We start from the raw sequence: 18,440 nt of genomic DNA, 5'->3' as shown, positions 1-18,440 counted from the left end.
CGGCACCATGGAAATCCTTCAGGGGCTGCTGCTGGTCCTGACGCCGGACGTGTTGCCCTTCCTGCTGCTCGGCGTGGCGGTGGGAATGCTGTTCGGCGCCCTGCCCGGCCTCGACGCGACGACCGGCGTGGCGCTGCTGTTGCCGATCACCTACGCGATGGACCCGGCCCCGGCGCTGATCTTCTTCAGCGCGCTCTACGTTGCCGGGGTCTTCGCCGGTTCGATCACCGCCATCCTGTTCCGCGTGCCGGGCTCCTCGGAAGCCATCATGACGGCGATCGAGGGCCACGAATTCACCCGCCGGGGCGAGGCGCGCAAGGCGCTGGCCACCGCCGTCTACAGTTCGGCGATCGGCGGGTTGCTGGCGTCGCTGGCGCTGTTCTCGTTCACGCCTTTCCTGGCCTCGATCGCCTTGAAATTCGGACCGGCGGAGTATTTCGCGCTGGCCATGCTGGGGCTGAGCTGCATCGCCGCGATCACGTCGGGCAATCCGGTCAAGGGCGCCATCGCGGCCTTGATCGGTCTGATCCTCGCCACAGTGGGGATCGACGAGATCACCGGCAGCAAGCGTTTCGATTTCGGCGTCTCCTCGCTCTTGTCCGGCGTGCCGTTCGTTCCCGCAATCATCGGCCTGTTCGCGGCCTCGGAGGTCTACCGGCGGATATCGCTGCGCGACCTCGACCTGGTCAGCCAACCGATCGGCAAGCCCGGCAACATCCGCGAAGCGGCAGCGCGACTGCGCCTTGCCGAGTACCTCAAGCTGAAATGGACGGTGCTGCGCTCGTCGATCCTGGGGCTCGGCGTCGGCATCCTGCCCGGCGCCGGCGCCACAACGGCCGCGATCCTCAGCTACACCACCGAGGTGCGACTGTCGAAACATCCCGAACAGTTCGGCACCGGCAAACTGGAAGGCATCGCCGCGCCCGAATCGGCGAACAACGCGGCGACGGTCGGCGCCATGATCCCGCTCCTCTCGCTCGGCATTCCCGGCAGCGGCACTACGGCGGTATTGATGGGGGCGTTCCTGGTCCACAACCTGCAGCCCGGACCGTTCCTGTTCATCCACGAGCGTCCGCTGGTCTATGGCCTGTTTTCGGGCATCGCGCTGAGCAACCTGCTGATCCTAGTGATGGCGTTCATCTTCATCCGGCTGTTCAACCGCATGACGCACGTGCCCTACCCGCTCTTGGCCACGGGCATCCTGTCGATCGCGGTGGCCGGCTCGCTGGCCTACGGCGACTCCACGGCCGCCGCCATCATGCTGGTGTTCGCGCTGCTCGGCCTGGTCTTGGAAGCCGGCCGCTATCCGCTGGCCCCGGTGGTGCTCGGCCTGGTGCTCGGTCCGATCGTGGAGACGTCCCTGCGGCGGGCTCTCCTGATGTCGGACTTCGACCCCTCGGCCCTGGTTGCAACGCCGATCGCCGCGGGCCTGCTATTGCTTGCCGCGGTATTTTTCTTCGGTCCGCTCCTAACGGCCCTGTGGCGTCGTGCCGCCGGCAGGAACTGACGTCACCGCAACGGGAGCGCAGCCGGCGCCGGTAGCATCGGCCGCCTCGACCCGCAGTGCGGGAACATGATTGCGCCGGTCACGGGTCGCGACGAGCGTCCCGTCGGCACCGAGTGTCAGCCCCCAACCCAGACCAAGACAGACGTCGGCAATCATGTCGGGATCGTCGCTGCCGGCGAGCTTGACGGCGTCATCACGGCCCGGCAGGGCGATGTCGCAGCCGGCCACGGCGGCATGGATGACCGCGTGAGCGCATGCCAGCGGCCATCGCTGGAGCCGCGGGGTGGTGCCGTAGGCGACCCGCGAGTCAGCCACGCGGGCAATCTCGATCGCGCGAAACATCGGATAGGAGACGAGCCATGGGCTATCTCATGACAAAACTCGGTCTCAGCGCGCGGCGCAGTTGCCGCGTTGTCGACCTTATGCGGTCAGTCCGGCAGTTCCGCCCGAAGCCGACGTGATCCTTCCCGACTGAACTGATCCACCGCTATGTATACGAAACGGAGGACCACAGAAGGAGCAGCCCGATCTGACTGGTCCAGGTCGATTGTTGAGGAACGGGATGCTGTCACCTGTCGAGTACGAATGGCAGCAGAGAATGAGAACCGAGGGCATCTAGAAAACTCGGGGCGATTCACAATGAACGAGACGCCGGTATCGCCGTCACCGCCTCGGTCGCGTTGTGCAACAGGCTCGCCATCCGATACCCGGCTCGGGACCAACCTGCACAAGCGCTTGTTGCTGTCCCGGACAAGGGTTTCGAGGTCTCAGGTCCAGACAAGGCTAATCTGGTTTTCGCCGCGCTTCGGCGGGCAGCACTTTTCCCGAGCACGCCCCGAAACCAATGCGATATCCCTTGCCCGTCGCATGGCCGCGAAGCGTAATCGTATCGCCGTCTTCGACGAAACGTCGCGTGCCTCCGTCAATATCGATCGGTTCCTTACCGCCCCAACTGAGTTCCAGAAGCGACCCTCGGTTGCCGCGATCGGGCCCCGAGATCGTCCCCGAACCAAGCAGATCACCGACCCGCATCGGGCAGCCGCAGCTTGTATGGTGCGCCAGCTGCTGCGCGGCCGAGTAGTACATCTCGCGGTAGTTGGTGCGCGAAATCGCCGTCTCCTGCCCGCCGTCCGGGGTTAGCCCGATCTCGAGGGAGATATCGTAAAGCATCGGGCCGTCGTCCATCAGGTGCGGAAGCAGCGGCACCTCGCGCGGGGGGGGGTCCACCCGGAACGGATCCAGGGCGTCGGCGGTCACGATCCAGGGGCTGATCGTCGTCGCCGTCGCCTTCGACTGGAAGGGGCCGAGCGGCTGGTATTCCCAGGCCTGGATATCGCGGGCCGACCAGTCGTTCAGCAGCACGAAGCCGAAGATGTTGTCAAAGGCCTGCGCCACGCTGAGCGGACCGGCCGAGGCCTGTCCGACGACCGCGCCCAGCTCGAGCTCGATGTCGAACCGCTGCGACGGCCCGAAGCGCGGCGCCGCGTCGTCCGGTCCCTTGAGCTGGCCCCACGGCCGTCGCAGGGGCGTTCCCGAGACGACCACCGACGAGGCGCGGCCATTGTAGCCGATCGGAATGTGCAACCAGTTGGGCGGCAGCGCGTTCTCGGGACCTCGGAACATGCTGCCGACGTTGAAGGCATGATGCCGCGAGGCATAGAAATCGGTGTATTCGGCCACCCGGAAGGGCATGTGTAGAGTCGCGTCGGCTTGCGCCACGATGTGCGTTCTCAGGCGTGCTTCGCTTTCGGCTCCCTCGCGCAGCAACGCGGTCAATGTGGACCTCAGGCGCGCCCAGGAACTCTGCCCGAGGTTCATGAAGTCGTTCCAGGTGCCGGCGCGGAGCGCCTCGCCGAAGTCCAGCACGCCGGCTTCCTCGAGCGCCGCAACGTCCAGGATCTCGGACCCGATCGCGACACCGCACCGGGGCCGGTTGCTCCCGGTCGAGAACACCCCGTATGGCAGATTGTTCAAAGGGAAGTCGGTGTCGGGCGCGTTGGCACTTTCAACCCAGGATCGAACGAGGTCGGTCATCGGGGATCTCCGTCAGTTGGCGTCTGGCTGGTTTTCGGGGCGAACCAGATCGAAGGTCGGTAAGGCGGGCAGCGGGCCTCGATCCGATCAGGCGGTGGGACGGCGACAGGCCGCAGCCCCAGCGACAGGCGTTGTAGGGCTGCGGAGGAGGCGGAGCTCGGCCAGCCCGCGCGATAGCTTCGGTCGGTAGAAGCGCGGTTTCGGGACGCGTCTCTTCAAGCCGATCGAGGATCGCCATCGACTGCGTCAGCACCGCGCCGTGTCGTTGTCGTCATTCTGCTCTCCCGCGACCTGGCCGACTGGAACCGCCTCGTCGGCGATCCCCTTCAGATCAAGTGGGATTCGGACACGGTAGGACGTGGCCGAGCGCCAGTAGGTCAAAAGCCTCACTTGAGCCCCGGCGTACCGTCGAACTTCTTTTCGAGGCTCTCCCAGCAGTCGATGTAGTTGTCCTGCAGCGGCGCCTCCTTGCCGGCGAACTCGGTCAAATGCTGCGGGAACCGGGTCTCGAACATGAACGACATCGTGTTGTCGAGCTTGTCGGGACCGAGATTCGCGCGTGACGCGCCCTCGAAGGCGTCGCGATCCGGTCCGTGCGGCAGCATCATGTTGTGCAACGACATGCCGCCGGGCACGAAGCCCTGGGGCTTGGCGTCGTACTGTCCGTAGATGTTCCCCATCAGCTCGGACATGATGTTCTTATGATACCATGGCGGGCGGAAGGTGTTCTCGGCGACCAACCAGCGCTCGCGGAACAGCACGAAGTCGATATTCGCCGTTCCCGGAGAGCCCGAGGGCGCGGTCAGGACGGTAAAGATCGACGGATCGGGGTGATCGAACAGGATCGCGCCGACCGGGCAATAGGCGCGAAGGTCGTATTTGTAGGGCGCGTAGTTGCCGTGCCAGGCTACCACATCGAGCGGACTTTGCCCGATCTCGGTCCGGTGGAACTGACCGCACCATTTCACCGTCAGACCCGAGGTCGTTTCCCGGTCCTCGAAGGCCGCGACCGGCGCCTTGAAGTCGCGCGGATTAGCCATGCAGTTGGCGCCGATCGGGCCACGCCCCGGCAGGTCGAACTTCTGGCCGTAGTTCTCGCAGACAAAGCCGCGGCACGGCCCGTCGAGAACTTCGACACGGTAGACCAGCCCGCGCGGGATGACGGCGATTTCCTTTGGCTCGATGTCGATGATCCCAAGCTCCGTCGCAAAGCGCATCCGGCCTTCCTGAGGAACCACAAGAAGTTCGCTGTCCGCCGAATAGAAATACTCGTCCACCATGGACCGGGTGACGAGATAGATGTGGCTGGCCATGCCGACCTGGGTGTTGACGTCGCCGGCCGTGGTCATGGTGCGCATGCCCGTCAGCCAGGTCAGGTCGTCATCGCTGTGCGGCACCGGGTCCCAGCGGTACTGTCCGAGGCTGGTGACATCGTCCACCACGTTGGGCGCCGACTTCCAGTACGGCACATCAATGCGCTGGTAGCGGTGCGAATGCTTGACCGATGGCCGGATGCGATAGCACCAGGTGCGTTCGGGCGGATTGGCCGTGAATGCTGTGCCGGAAAGCTGCTCACCGTACAGGCCATACGCGCAGCGTTGTGGCGAGTTCATGCCCTGCGGCAAGGCGCCGGGCAGCGCTTCAGTCTCGAAGTCGTTGGCCCAGCCGGGCATGTAGCCTTCGGTTGTGCCCCCTGTATTGGGAGCGCGCAAAAGTCCCGAGATCCTTGTTTGCGTGTTCATGCTGGCTCCTTTCCGTTCTCACGACGGTATTGGTTGAGTTTGCAACCAACAAGCAAAAATATGATGATAACGACAAAATCACATGATTTTCGTTCGAAAGCCGTCATGCCCTGTCCGCTCGCAATGGCGGCAAAGCAGACAAGCCTTGCGTTTCACGGTCGCCACAAATCTCGCTACAGGGTGTTCCGGATCGAATGGCGCGTCCCCTTCCACCCAAGATGCCTCGGCGCGACGTCCGCGCGAGAGATTTCCGCCGGCGAGGCAAATCGCTTCGAGGCGGAGTTCATGTCCAGTTTGTCCGGCGAAGACTGTCAAACCCTACGCCTGTTCCCGAAGAGAATAGCATGCCTCTGGACCGTGCGGAGGAAGCAGTCAGGGGTCGTATCGTGCGATCGACCGGAAACAGGATATGCCATCTAGCTGACGCGGTGACGCCGTTCATCCAGCGGGGTTAGCCCCCAAGATCGGAACACCCACGCGCGTTGCAAGCATCGTATGATAATGATAATTTAATATTATGGAGCCGTATTCATAATATATTCGGGGTCACCGATGTCCAGTAGCGTTTCTCCAACCGGGTGCCCAATCTCGGCACAGGCCGCGGCGTTCACACCGTTCGAAGGCGCCTACCAAAGGGATCCCGCAGATTCGCTTCGTTGGGCGAGGGATACAGAGCCGGTGTTCTATTCGCCGGAGCTGGGTTACTGGGTGGTCACCCGATACGAAGACGTGAAATCCGTCTTTCGGGATCCGCTTCTCTTCTCCCCATCCAACGCTCTCGAGAAGGTGACGCCCGCGCCGCCGGAAGCGCAGGAGATACTCAAGAAGTACGGCTTCGACCTTCAGCGGACCATGGTCAACGAGGACGAGCCGCAGCACATGGAAAGGCGTCGCCTGCTGCTCGATGCCTTCCTTCCCGAAAACCTCATCAAGCACGAACCTTCTGTCCGCAACCTTGCACGGCAGTACATGGACCGCTTCCTCGACAAGGGGCGTGCCGACCTGGTCGCGGAGATGTTCTATGAGATCCCCCTGACCGTCGCCCTGCATTTCCTCGGCGTTCCCGATGACGGCGCCGAAGAGCTCAAGCAGTTCGCAGTCGCCCACACCCTGAACACCTGGGGGCGTCCGACCCGCGAGGAACAGCTTGCGATATCCGAGAACGTCGGACGGTTCTGGAAGACCGCCAACGACATTCTGGACCGGATGCGGGCCGATCCGACCGGCGAAGGCTGGATGTACGACACCATCCGCGCCCATATGGACCACCCCGAAGCGGTGCCCGAAAGCTACCTCCGCTCGATGATGATGGCGATCCTGGCCGCGGCGCACGAGACCACGTCGAATGCCACGAGCAACATGTTCTGGACGCTCCTGTCGGATCGCACCGCCTGGGACGAGGTGTGCGAGAATCCCGCCCTGATCCCAAGCGCTGTAGAGGAATGTCTCCGGGTCGCCGGATCAATCGTCGCCTGGCGTCGGATCGCGACCGACGACACAGAGGTAGGTGGCGTGAAGATCCCCAAAGGCGGCAAGCTGATGATCGTGCAGGCCAGCGCCAACAAGGACGGCCGGTACTGGGAGAACCCCGACGACATCGACATCTACCGCGACAATGCCGCCGATCACCTCACCTTCGGCTACGGCGCGCACCAGTGCATGGGCAAGAACATCGCCCGGATGGAGATGCGCGTCTTCCTCGATGAATTCGTCCGCAGGCTTCCTCATATCCGTCTTGCTGACGGACAAACGTTCAGGAACCTTCCCAACATGTCTTTTCGCGGCCCGGAGAGTCTGGTCGTTGAGTGGGACCCGGCGCTCAACCCCGAGAAGACCGACCCGGCGATCAAGGAGCGCGGGACGTCCTTCAAGATCGGCGCACCCGCAAAGGACGACATCCTGCGCCAGGTCGTGGTGGCGGAAACGGAGATGACGGCCGATGGCGTCCTGCGGGTCGCCCTGGCCGACCCGCGCGGTCGCAGCCTGCCAAGCTGGACGCCCGGCGCGCATATCGATCTGGTTTCCGGCGACATCCGGCGCAAGTACTCCCTGTGCGGCAGCCCGCAGGATACTCGGACCTGGCAAGTCGCGATCCTGCGGGAGGACGCGGGCCGCGGCGGCTCGGTGCACTTCCACGAAACGCTACAGGCGGGCGACGTCGTCCAGGTGGCCGGTCCCAAGAACCACTTCAAGCTGGATGAGACCGCCGCTGGCTACGTGCTGGTCGCCGGCGGGATCGGCATCACGCCGATGATCACCATGGCCGACCGGCTGAAGCACGACGGCAAGCGCTACCGTCTATACTATTGCGGATCGTCGCGCGGCCGTATGGGCCTGCTCGAGCGCGCGATTGCCGATCATGGCGAAGCGCTATCGGTACATATCGGCGACGAAGGCAGCCGAATTGATCTGGCAGCCGTTCTGTCGGGCCTCCGGGTCGGCGACCAGGTCTATTCCTGCGGCCCCGAGCGCATGCTCGACGCGCTCGATGCAATGTCGCAGACATGGCCGGAAGGAACGCTGCACATCGAGCACTTCAGCACCGGAAGCTCGATCCTCGACCCGGAGAAGGAGCTCCCGTTCCAGGTCGAGCTGAGCGACAGCGGGCTTACGGTGGAGGTCGCACGCGACCAGACGCTGCTCGACGCCCTGACCTCGGCCGGGATCGACGTGCCCTGCGATTGCAACGAAGGCCTTTGCGGAACGTGCGAGGTTGCCGTTCTGGAGGGCGACATCGACCACCGCGACCGCGTGCTCACGAGCACCGAACGAAAGGCCAATACCCGCATGATGGCGTGCTGTTCCAGGACCAAGGCGGGAAAGCTCCGCCTGGCCCTGTGATCCGCAGCCGGTTCAGTCCAGCCTGATCGTGATTGTCTGGGGTTGAGAGCAGAACTCCAGGCTCCTGACCCCGAACTGCTCCCCAACCCCGGAAATTCCCACGCCGGCGAGCGGCGACGACAGGTCCCTGATCTGCCAGCTGTTTACCCAGACATGCCCGACCCGCAGCTTCGGCGGCAGGGATAGACAGCGGGCAACGTTCTGGCTCCAGATCACCGCGCCGAGGCCGTAGCGGCTATTGTTGGCCAGCGCGATCGCCTCGTCCTCGTCGTCGAAGGGCGCAACATGCATGACCGGCCCGAAGGTCTCTTCGCGCATCATCGTCGCATCGCTGTCGAGACCGACTGCCACGGTCGGGCAGTAGAACGCCCCCTTGTCCCGCTCGTCGCCAAATTCCGGGATCCGGCCGCCGGCCAGGATCTCGCCCCCCTCGGGAACGACGGTATCGACCAGCGATTTCACTTTCTCGCGGTGACTGTGCGACACAAGCGGCCCGATGGAGAACCCGGACCGCTCCGGCTCCCCCATCACGATCGAGTCCGCGACACCCACCATCCGGTCGACATATTCGTCGTAGCGCGAGCGGTGCACATAGACGCGCTCCGTACAGAAACAGATCTGGCCGGTGTTGAAGAAGGCGGAGCGCATGCCGCCTTCGATGGCCCGCTCCATATCGACATCTTCGAAAACCAGCGCCGGGTTCTTCCCGCCAAGTTCCATTGAAACCTCGCGAAGGCCGGTCGCTGCCGTCCGCATGATCGCCGCCCCGGTGGCGGGCTCGCCGGTAAACGTGATCGCGTCGACACCGGGATGCTCGGTAATCCACGCCCCGGTGGAATCGCGTCCGAACCCGTGCAAAAGCGAGAACGCACCATCGGGAACTTCGGAAGCCGCGATGACCTCGGCCAGGATGGTGGTGGAACTGGGCGTTTCTTCCGAAGGCTTCGCAATCGCCGCATTGCCCATCACCAAGGCCGGCGCCAGCTTCAGTGACATCATCAGCAGCGGCACGTTCCAGGGCGCGATGCAGGCGATGACGCCTTTCGGCCTGCGCTGCGTGAGCCACACGCCCTGGAAGCCCCCTTCGCCCTCGAAATTGTTGGACCTGTTCTCCAGCGTTAGGGCCAGCTCGCAGTATTTCTCGAAGAGGCCGGTCGCACGCTTTCCGTCGAAGGTGCTTGCCTGCCAGCGCGAGCGGCCGGTGTCGGCCATGTCGGCCTCGACCAGATCGTCGACCCGGGCGGACAGTTTCTGTGCAAAGTCGCGAATGATCGCAACGCGGGCGCGCATCGGCATGGTTCCCCATTCACCGAAGGCCGCCGCCCGTCCGGCTGCGACGGCATCGTCGATCATCTGCTTCTCGGCTTCGTGCACACGGGCGACGACATGCCCACTGAAGGGGCTGATTTTGTCCCACGTCCTCGCCGAACCACGCCATTCCCCGGCAACCAGGTTCTTGAGCTCTTTCATGCTGGTCCCTCTTTCAGGCGTAGAACGGCGCGAGCGGAACCGGGTCCTGCATCGCGATCATTTTGGCCACCAGCTTCTCCGTCAGCTCCGCCTGGAGTTTCAGGCGTTGCGGCTGCCCCCATAGATTTTCGTGCTCATGCGGATCGTTCGTCAGGTCGATCAGTTCGTTTCCGGCGTCCGGCACCCCGATCGTCAGGCGATGGTCTCTCGTGATGAGGGTCCGCAGGCCCTGAAATCGTTCGAACCCGAGATTGATCCGTTGCCGGCTGTCTTCGATCAGAACCGCGTCCGGCGCGGGGTCTTGCCCTAGAACGCGCCCCTGCACGCCGTAGTCCATCTTGACATCGGCGCGCGATAGGATCGTCGGACCGATATCGATGGTTTGCGCGAGGTCGTCGATGGTCTCCGGCGTCGGATCCTCCGGGTCCGCCCAGATGAAGGGCACCCGAAGAACCCCGTGCAAGTGGTGCGGCCCCTTCAGGAGAAGCCCACGATCGCCCATGTAGTCGCCGTGATCCGTGGTGAAGATCACCACCGTGTTGTCGGCTTCGCCACTCTCTTCCAGCGCCGCCAGGACTCGGCCGATCTGATCGTCGATCATCGCAATCATGCCGTAGGTCAGGGCGATGGCTTCACGGATCTCCCGCTCCGTGGCTGCATATGGCATCTGTGTTTCGCGCTGCGCCGTACCGCCGGCGAATTGCCGATAGAGATGCCGCTCCAGCGGCATGTCGCCGTGCCGATACCCTTTCGGCAACGGAATGCTGTCAGGATCGAACATGTCCCAGTACCGGCCTGGCGGCGTGAAGGGATGGTGCGGATCCGGGAAGGAGCACTGCACGAAGAACGGGGCGTCACCAAGCTTTCGTGCAGCCAGATAGGCCTCTGTCTGCTGACCGATATAGGCGCTCGGGTAAAGCTCCTCCGGCAACTGCGTCAGCCAGGCCTGCGGTGTCGAAATTCGCTCGTCGCGCTTGCCGTGTTTGCGTCCGCGCCGGTCGTTCCAGCCACCGGGCTGGTCTTTCAGCCAGCGCTCATAGTCTCCGCCCACTTCATCGGCGTGGCCGGTCACGACATCGACGTGGTCGAAGCCGTAGAACGGCGTCCGGACGCGGAATTCCGGATCTTCCCAGGACCGCGGATCCTCATTCAGATACTGCGGCCCGCGCCGGGTCGGCAGCTCCGCCTCGCTGGGATAGCCGTCCTCGCCGGTACGATAGCGCGACGGATCCGGTTTGAACGGCGCCTCCCAGCCGGTGATCGTCTGCAGATGCGATTTGCCGATCAGCGCGGTGTGATACCCCTCTTCGCGAAGCCGCTGGACGAAGGTTCGGGATCCCTCGCCCAAGGGGGTTCCATTGGAGTAGACGCCATGCCCGGATGGCATCCGGCCAGTCATGAGCGAGGCGCGGTTCGGCATGCAAACGGGGTTGGCGACATAGAACCGCTCGTACCGTTTTCCACGCGCCGCCAGCGCATCGATGTTCGGCGTTCTGACGATCCCGTTGCCGTAGCAGCCGAGATGATCCGCGCGGTGCTGGTCGGTGATGAACAGCAGGATATTCGGACGCCGTCCCATCTGCATTTACCTTTCTTCGGTCTCAAGATCCTCGGCGGCGGGGCTCGAGTGTCCGGCAACGAGGTACGACAAAACCCGAGGGCCAGACCGGCGACGTTGGTGGCCATCGATAGCGTTCCAATGTCCGTCGGCACCAGCAGCAGCAATCCACTGGACGCAAAAGCCAGCCGCAACACCGGCGTCAATTGCGCATTGGCAAACCCGACCATGGCCGATGTGACGAACCAGATGCCCACAAGCGCGGTTACGAACGACAGGCCAATATGAAGCCAGCTGCCCTGCATGATAAAAACGGGCGAGGTGACGATCAGGAATGGGATGAAGTATGCCACCCACCCCACCCGCACGGCCGCGATTGCCGTCTTCACGGAGTCGGCACGCGCCACGGTCGCCGCGGTAAACGCCGCGATTGCCACCGGCGGCGTGACCAGCGACATCAGACCGAAGTAGAAAACGAAGAGGTGCGCGGACAGATCGGGAATGCCAACCTCGACGATCGCGGGAGCAAGCAGCGTCGCCAGCAGCAGGTAGACGCCGACCGTCGGCATGCCCATGCCGAGAATGATGCTCAGGATGGCCACGACGATCAGCAGCACCACGACCGCATCCCCCAGGAACACAGCCAGTTCAAGGGTAAGGGCAAAGCCCAGGCCGCTGATATTGAGTACGCCGATTATGATCCCCGCCGCCGCCGAGATCATCAGGATCTCGAGCGCGGCCTTTCCGGTCCGCATCAGCAGTGGGATCGTGTCACGGACTCGCAGCTTCTCCCCTTTGTAACCGAGGAACAATCCGATCGGGATGATCGAGACCGTCGCATAGATGGCCGCGGTTTCCGGAGGCAGGAAGAGAAAGAATAGGCCGTAGACGATCACGACGAATGGCACGAAGAACAGGAAATCCTTCAACGACAGCGAGCGCAGCCGCGGAATATCTGCGCCCGACAGCGGCTTGATATTGTTCTTGACCGCCAGAAGGTCGACGTGAACGAAAATGGCCCAGAAATACATGAGCGCAGGGATGATCGCTGCGACGACGACCGCGGCATATGGCTTCTGAAGCGTCTCCGCGATCAAGAAGGCTGCGATGCCCATCAGCGGGGGCATGAGTTGCCCACCCGTAGACGCCACGGCTTCGACACCGGCCGCCGTCTCGCGCGTGTATCCCGACTTTCGCATCAGCGGGATGGTTACGACGCCGGTAGACACGACGTTCGAAACCGCGCTCCCGGAAATCGAACCGAACAGTCCGGATGCGATAACGGCGATCTTGGCTGCGCCGCCGCGTTTTCTGCCTACAAGCGCTTTCGAGAAATCGGTGAAGAACGCTGCGCCGCCTGACTTCTCAAGCACGAATCCGAACAGCAGGAAGGCGACGATCATCGTTGTCGCCACGTGCAAGGCGAAACCGAAGAGCCCGTTTATGTCGATGCCAAGGAAGACGACGTAGCGGGAAAAATCGGTCTGCTCACCGCGAATGGCGAACGGCATATAGTGACTGTAGAAACCGAACAGCAGGAAGAAGACCAGAAAGAAGAACAGGGTGCGGCCCGCAGTTCGCCTCAGGCCTTCCGCAATTCCGAGGATGAGAATAGACGCGGCAATGACGGCATCGGTCGGTGCCTGGTATAGCCGGTCGAGGATGAACGGATAATAGAGCGCCAGATATCCGGCTGCCCCTGCTGTCGCTGCCGCGATCGCAAGGTCGTAGGGCGGAGCCGGCGCGGGCTGCGACGCCCCCGAAGCCCGAAACAACAGGAACACCGCCGGCATCGCCAGCGCCAGCATGCCGGCCTTGAACTGCTCGTTCATGAACGACATGCCAATTTCGCGGTAGACATCAAGCCCCCAAGCCAGCGAGCCCACGCACAGCAGGCCTGACAGGACCAGTCCGAGCATATAGGTCGCAGGAAGACCGATCAGCCTGGCCGGTATCGCATCGTCTTCCGGTAGTTCCGTTGTGTTCGGTTCCATCGACTCACGCATCTCCGGGAAATGCGCCGCCCCGGGTGCCCCCGAGGCGCCGCATCGCTGCTTGTTGTCTTTGGGGAGTTCAGCGCGCTGATCAGTTGATCAGCCCCTTGGACTTGTAAAATTCCAGAGCGGCCGCGTGATAGGGAATACCGACATCGGCATACATCTTCTGAGGATCGAAGGATTCGAACCCCGCATAGGACTTGACCAGCTCGTCTTTGTTCCCCCAAAGCGCCTCCAGAATGGCGGCGACGGCGGCAGGGTCCGTGTTCTTGTTCCCCAGCAGAAGGAACGGCGCGACGAAGACGTGGACGGGCTCCTCAACCCCGGGAAATGCGGGACCAGGCGAGATTTCGCCGATCAGTGCGCCTGGCACGTTCTTGGCTACGATGGCGATGTTTTCGTCGGTCGGCTCCAGGTCGATGTAGCGGATGCCGATCTGGGCCTGCGCTTGCTGGGCGGCACCGGAATCCATCGTATAGACCGTGCCGGCGACCTTGCCCGCGACCATATCTTCAAGCGACCGACCGCCGGTGGGCGCGGGATAGGGTTCGATATCCTCAGAGGTGAAGCCGCCGATTTCATAGACGGCGTCCAGCAGCTTCTTCATCACCCTCTGTGTGTTGAATTCGGACGGCATGGTCTTGCCCTTGAAATCGGCGGGCGTCTGCACGTCCGAATCCTTGGGCACCATGACGCCGAGCGGCAGCGTGCGCAGGGCGGCAACGACCACAACATCTTCCAGCGGGCCGATAGGCTCGAACATCTCGACACCCTTGTGTCCCATGGCAGCGACGAAGCTCACCGCGATCGAGAAGTCGAGGTCTCCGGAGGCGACCAGCGGCGCCGTGACGACCGGGCCGCCTTGCGGCATCGCCCGCAGACGAATGCCCGCTTCCTTCAGCGTGACTTTCGCCATCGCGCTGGTCATGGCATAGCCGGATGAGCCTTGCTCCGTGGTCCCGACCGTAAAGGTCTGGGCCGACGCGCCGGTCGCCGCGACGGCAAGTGTGACGGCAATGGCCGTACCTTTGAGATATCTTCTAAGCATTGGTTCCTCCCCTTGCTTGGTCTCTAAGTGAAGTCGTTGACTAGGTTCCTCAGTGCCGGGATCAGGGCTTGGTTGGCCTCTTCACTCCCGACGGTGATCCGCAGCCAGTCCGGCAGCGCATTCTGATTTGCCAGCCGTCCCACGAACCCCAGATCCTGCAGCGTCTGATCGAACGCCGGGGCCCCACCGGCGGTGCCGGGCACCTTGAGCAGCACGAAATTCCCGACGCTGTCCGTTGTCTGATAGCCCAGGGCGCGGATTTCTCTTTGAAGCCAGTCCCGCCATCGCGCGTTGTGATCGCGCACCGCCTGGCAATGCGTCTGGTCTTCCAATGCCGCGACGGCGGCGTCGAGACCAAGCTTCGATACGCTGAACGGTCCGCGCAGGCGCGACAGCGGCCCCATGGCACGACGCGGCGCATAGGCCCAGCCGACACGAAGCCCGGCCAGACTGTAGAACTTCGAGAACGTTCGCGTGACGATCAGGTTCTCCGGCCAGTCGTCGGCCAGGGCGAGGCCACTCAGGTAATCGTCCTTCTCGACGAACTCGGCATAGGCCTCGTCCAGAACCAGCATCACGCTGGCGGGCAGGTCCGCGCGCAGCCGCCTGATCTCGGAAACCGGCAGGTATGTCCCTGTCGGATTGTTGGGATTGGCCAGGAAAACGATGCGCGTCCGCGGCGTCACCGTCGCGAGCAGGGCATCGACATCGGCATGCAGTTCCGATTCCGGCGCCGCGACGGGGACGGCCCCGGACGTGAACGCCCGGATCCTGTAGCTCTGAAAGCCGTGCGCCGAATAGACGACCTCGTCACCTGGCCCGGCCCAGCCGCGGACGATCCAGCTGATGATCGTGTCCGATCCAGGACCGACCAGCACCCGCGCCGGATCCAGCTTATGATGCTCGGCGAGCTTTTCGGCCAGCGGCAAACCCGCCGCATCGGGATACAGGTGCTGTTCCTTCGCACCCTTCAGGATTGCCTCGACGGCGGCCGGGCCGATCCCCAGCGCGGATTCGTTGCTGGAAAGCTTGTAGACCGTCTTGTGGCCGCCCCCGAACGTCATCTTGCCCGGCGTGTACTCGGGCCCCTCGGCCACATGGTCCAGCGCCTTCGGAAAGTCCGAAGCGTCCAGTCTCAATGTCGCGTCCGCTGCGTTCACCCTAGACCTCCCTGATCTGGTCGATGGTTTTCTGGGTGTTGATCACCTCGGGATCGGTCATCAGCTCGATGAAGATCGGTCCGGGCGTCTTGGCGCGTAGGTCGCGATAGGTCTTTGCGATTTCGGTGGGAGCGGTGATGCGGGCCGACGGGATGCCGAACGATTTCGCAAGGTCCTGGAAGTCGGGATTGTCCAGAGTCGTCGCGACCCCGATCGCGGTCTTGGTCAGTTCCTGGTGCATCCGGATGGAGCCGTAGATGCCGTTGTTGAACATCACCACCGTGACCGGCAGCTGCCGTTTCACCGCGACGACGAGCTCTTGGGGGTTCATGAAAAAGCAGCCATCGCCGACATAGGCGCAGGCCTCGGTGCCAGGCGACCCCATCGCGGCGGAGATAGCCGCCGGCACCGCATATCCCATCGGGCCGGAAAGAGGAGCAAGCAGCGTACCCGGCTGGCGGTATTCGATATGGCGCAGCAGAAAATGCGTGGTGTTTCCTGCGCCGCCGGTGAAAATCGTACCCTCCGGCAGCTCGTTCTGAAGAAGCCCCACTGCGACGCCCGGGTTGGGCCGTTCGCCGAAATCGACAGGCTGTCGATAGGCCTCGTATGTCTCGCGAAGTGTCTTCCTAGCGCCCGACCAGACGATATCGACCTGGGTCGAGATAGCGGCCAGGGCTTCGGCGAGCGGGCCAACGTCGGTGGAGATCGCAAGATCCGGGGCGAGAACTTCGCCGAACTCGTCGTCCAACGGCGCGGCATGAACCAGCTCCCGGTGCGGTTCAGGCGCGCAGAGATAGGCATACCGTCCGGTTTCGATCTCGCTGAGGCGGCCGCCCAGCAAGATAACCAGATCCGATGTCTTCGCGTATTCGATAAGTCCGGGATGCGGGACTGGCCCGAATGACCCGACATAGTGGCGCGACCGATTGTCGATCAGGTCGTTGCGGCGGAATGTCGTTGCGACGGGCAGGTCGAAATGCCCGGCGAACGCCTCAACGTCGGCACAGGATCGCGCGTCCCAGCCGTTGCCGCCGAGAATGACCAGCGGCGTCTTGGCACGGCCCAGCATCTCGGTCAGGCCGGAAATTGCATCCGGTGCCGGACACATCACAGGCCGCGTGATCGGTGGTGTAAACTGCACCGGCACGTGCTCCACCAGAACGTCGTCCGGAACCGCGAGCACCACCGGCCCCGGTCGCCCGGATATCGAGATCCGGATCGCGCGGGCGATCATGTGTGGGATATCGCTTGCCCGTTCGACGACGCCCACCCATTTGGAGGTGCCGGCGAACATGGCGCGCGGGTCGATTTCCTGGAACCCGAATCTTTGGGCCGTTCCGGTCGACACATGCCCGATGATCAGGATCATCGGCGTGCTTTCCTGAAAAGCCGTCGACACACCGATCATCGCGTTGCAGGCGCCGGGACCACGGGTGACGAGACAAAGCCCCGGCTTGCTCGTTTGCCGACCGTACGCCTCGGCCATGTACGAGGCGCCACCTTCGTGCCGGCAGACGACGAGGTCGAAAGCGCCGTCCGTGTCGCCAAGGGCATCGAGCAGGCCGAGAAAGCTCTCACCGGGAACGCAGAAACCGCGGGAAACGCCATGCTCCATGAGGTGTCGGGCTATCGAGCGACCTCCGGTTTCAAAAAGTGCCTCCGCTCGTGTCTCCGGAACAGTCCCGCGCATCGCCTAGTCACCTGCACTCAATTCCAATTGCGATATTCTTAACATGAAAAGATAATCATCACATTAAAAAATTTTCGTCCTTGCAATTCAGCCGGATGCCAGACGTGCCAGATCAATGCGTGGCGATCGCCCCGTGCCCGACACTGTCTGGGCACGCGCCCTCGGAAGGGCTGTCGGTGCCGATTTATTCCGGCTATGAGACCGGTCTGTCATTCCGATAAGAGCTGCCCGCAAGGCGAACCGACCAAACGCCCGCGGAAGCGACGCACCTTCGAAAAGGGAGGTTTCGTTCTTGTCATCCTCCGGTTTCTCGCAGCGCATGTTTGTTGCCGGCTGGCAGGTTGGTCGTGGATGGAAATCGCACGGAGACGCACCGGAAAACCGCGGCCAACCGTCGCCGTCGAGAGACATGGAACGCGGCGGCAATCCTGCCGGTCACCCGCCGTGCCCGCTACGGACCACACCGCGCTTTCGCATTTGATTTATTTTGTATGATTAATGTTAAATTATGTGACCATAAAGGCCGAAGCTGGCGTGTTCTGGATCGTGTGACGGGTCTAGCCCGGAACCCCGTTTTCAGTCTCTTCGAAGAAACGCTTCATGTTTGTGAGCGCTTGCAGGACATGCTGGCGGAGCCGTTCCTTTCCAGTCTCGATGTCACGATCGAGGGCGATGTCACCCAACTCAAGGTGCTCTGAGAGATTGACGTCGCTCGACTGCATGTACTTCGCGGCCACGACGAAATATCGCGACGATTGAGTGAATATCTGCCGACAATACTGCATCCGCCGCTCCGATCCACAGCCGGCGATGAGCGCTGAATGAAATCCCGCATGAATCTCCAGCCAGCCATGCGCGTGTTCCGCTCGCTTGCTTGCGCCCGCCTCGGCGACGAACTTCCGCATCAGATGCTGTGCGCGCAGGACGCCAACCTCCCAATCGACGTCTCCCTGCTTCATCGATGTCTCGAACGCCGGAAGCTCCAGGTCCAACCGCAATGCGGCGAGATCCTCCAGGTCCTCCAACGAAAGGCGGCACACGGCGTAGCCTTTTCGAGCACTGCTGGTGACGAGTCCCTCGTGCACGAGCTTGGGGAGCACCTCACGTATCGTGGTCTGGCTAACTGAATAGCGTTCCTGAAGCTCGTGGATCTTGAGTTGCAGACCGGGTTTCAGCTGACCTGTGATGAGGTCGGTACGCATGCGTTCCTGAGTTGCGTCGGCCTTTGTCGGCTCTTTTGCCTCTACGTCGTTCGTCATCTGCCTCTTTCGTCCGGGTTAACTCAATGCGCGCGAATGCCTGCCGTGAATGATCATATCAAGTGAATTTGATAGCAGGAAGTCCACTGCCTGATATGTTTCCCTTCTCATCCGGCAAGCGATCGACCTTG

General features: G+C 62.8%; 11 protein-coding genes and 1 pseudogene. 2 read left to right on the top strand and 10 right to left on the bottom strand.

Going from position 1 to position 18,440, the window contains the following annotated elements:
• Nucleotides 1–7: 7 nt before the first annotated feature.
• On the top strand, nucleotides 8–1,507 hold the full coding sequence (locus MUB46_RS22560) for a tripartite tricarboxylate transporter permease (protein WP_261618232.1): 1,500 nt from the start codon (nucleotides 8–10) through the stop codon (nucleotides 1,505–1,507).
• Here MUB46_RS22560 and MUB46_RS22555 read toward each other — a convergent pair.
• The 3 genes from MUB46_RS22555 to hmgA all read right to left on the bottom strand — a co-directional run bounded on the left by MUB46_RS22555 (nucleotide 1,469) and on the right by hmgA (nucleotide 5,283).
• Nucleotides 1,469–1,822 (bottom strand): PfkB family carbohydrate kinase, encoded by a 354-nt coding sequence (locus tag MUB46_RS22555; RefSeq protein WP_261618231.1) that lies wholly within the window; start codon nucleotides 1,820–1,822, stop codon nucleotides 1,469–1,471. The two genes, MUB46_RS22560 and MUB46_RS22555, sit on opposite strands and share 39 nt — an antisense overlap.
• 468 nt (nucleotides 1,823–2,290) lie before the next feature.
• Nucleotides 2,291–3,541, bottom strand: a complete 1,251-nt coding sequence (gene fahA / locus MUB46_RS22550; protein WP_261618230.1) for a fumarylacetoacetase — start codon at nucleotides 3,539–3,541, stop codon at nucleotides 2,291–2,293.
• Between the two features lie 386 nt (nucleotides 3,542–3,927).
• A complete protein-coding gene (gene hmgA / locus MUB46_RS22545) occupies nucleotides 3,928–5,283 on the bottom strand; it encodes a homogentisate 1,2-dioxygenase (protein WP_425256302.1) in 1,356 nt (451 codons plus the stop codon).
• 678 nt (nucleotides 5,284–5,961) lie between these two features.
• Here hmgA and MUB46_RS22540 point away from each other — a divergent pair.
• A complete protein-coding gene (locus tag MUB46_RS22540; protein ID WP_261618229.1) occupies nucleotides 5,962–8,124 on the top strand; it encodes a cytochrome P450/oxidoreductase in 2,163 nt (720 codons plus the stop codon).
• Between the two features lie 12 nt (nucleotides 8,125–8,136).
• On the opposite strand, the gene MUB46_RS22535 is transcribed toward MUB46_RS22540, so the two are convergent.
• From MUB46_RS22535 to MUB46_RS22505, 7 genes and pseudogenes are all read right to left on the bottom strand, one after another.
• Entirely contained in the window at nucleotides 8,137–9,594 is a 1,458-nt protein-coding gene (locus tag MUB46_RS22535; protein WP_261618228.1) for an aldehyde dehydrogenase family protein, read from the bottom strand.
• A 13-nt stretch (nucleotides 9,595–9,607) separates the two neighbouring features.
• Nucleotides 9,608–11,173, bottom strand: coding sequence for a sulfatase family protein (locus MUB46_RS22530; protein WP_261618227.1), 1,566 nt, complete (start codon nucleotides 11,171–11,173; stop codon nucleotides 9,608–9,610).
• A 113-nt stretch (nucleotides 11,174–11,286) separates the two neighbouring features.
• A pseudogene (locus MUB46_RS22525) lies at nucleotides 11,287–13,071 on the bottom strand (TRAP transporter permease); the annotation flags it as partial.
• A gap of 166 nt (nucleotides 13,072–13,237) precedes the next feature.
• Complete coding sequence (locus MUB46_RS22520; RefSeq protein WP_261618226.1) at nucleotides 13,238–14,197, bottom strand: TAXI family TRAP transporter solute-binding subunit; 960 nt, start codon at nucleotides 14,195–14,197, stop codon at nucleotides 13,238–13,240.
• A gap of 23 nt (nucleotides 14,198–14,220) precedes the next feature.
• Entirely contained in the window at nucleotides 14,221–15,357 is a 1,137-nt protein-coding gene (locus tag MUB46_RS22515; protein WP_261618225.1) for a pyridoxal phosphate-dependent aminotransferase, read from the bottom strand.
• Between the two features lies 1 nt (nucleotide 15,358).
• Nucleotides 15,359–17,050, bottom strand: coding sequence for a thiamine pyrophosphate-dependent enzyme (locus MUB46_RS22510; RefSeq protein ID WP_261618224.1), 1,692 nt, complete (start codon nucleotides 17,048–17,050; stop codon nucleotides 15,359–15,361).
• Between the two features lie 557 nt (nucleotides 17,051–17,607).
• Nucleotides 17,608–18,309: a GntR family transcriptional regulator gene (locus tag MUB46_RS22505; protein ID WP_261618223.1), complete on the bottom strand. Its 702-nt coding sequence runs from the start codon at nucleotides 18,307–18,309 to the stop codon at nucleotides 17,608–17,610.
• Between the last annotated feature and the right edge of the window lie 131 nt (nucleotides 18,310–18,440).

The organism is Microbaculum marinisediminis (assembly GCF_025397915.1).
Classification (GTDB): Bacteria; Pseudomonadota; Alphaproteobacteria; order Rhizobiales; family Tepidamorphaceae; genus Microbaculum; species Microbaculum marinisediminis.
The sequence above is the reverse complement of the archived record's forward strand: the minus strand, read 5'-3'. Positions and strand labels throughout refer to the sequence as shown.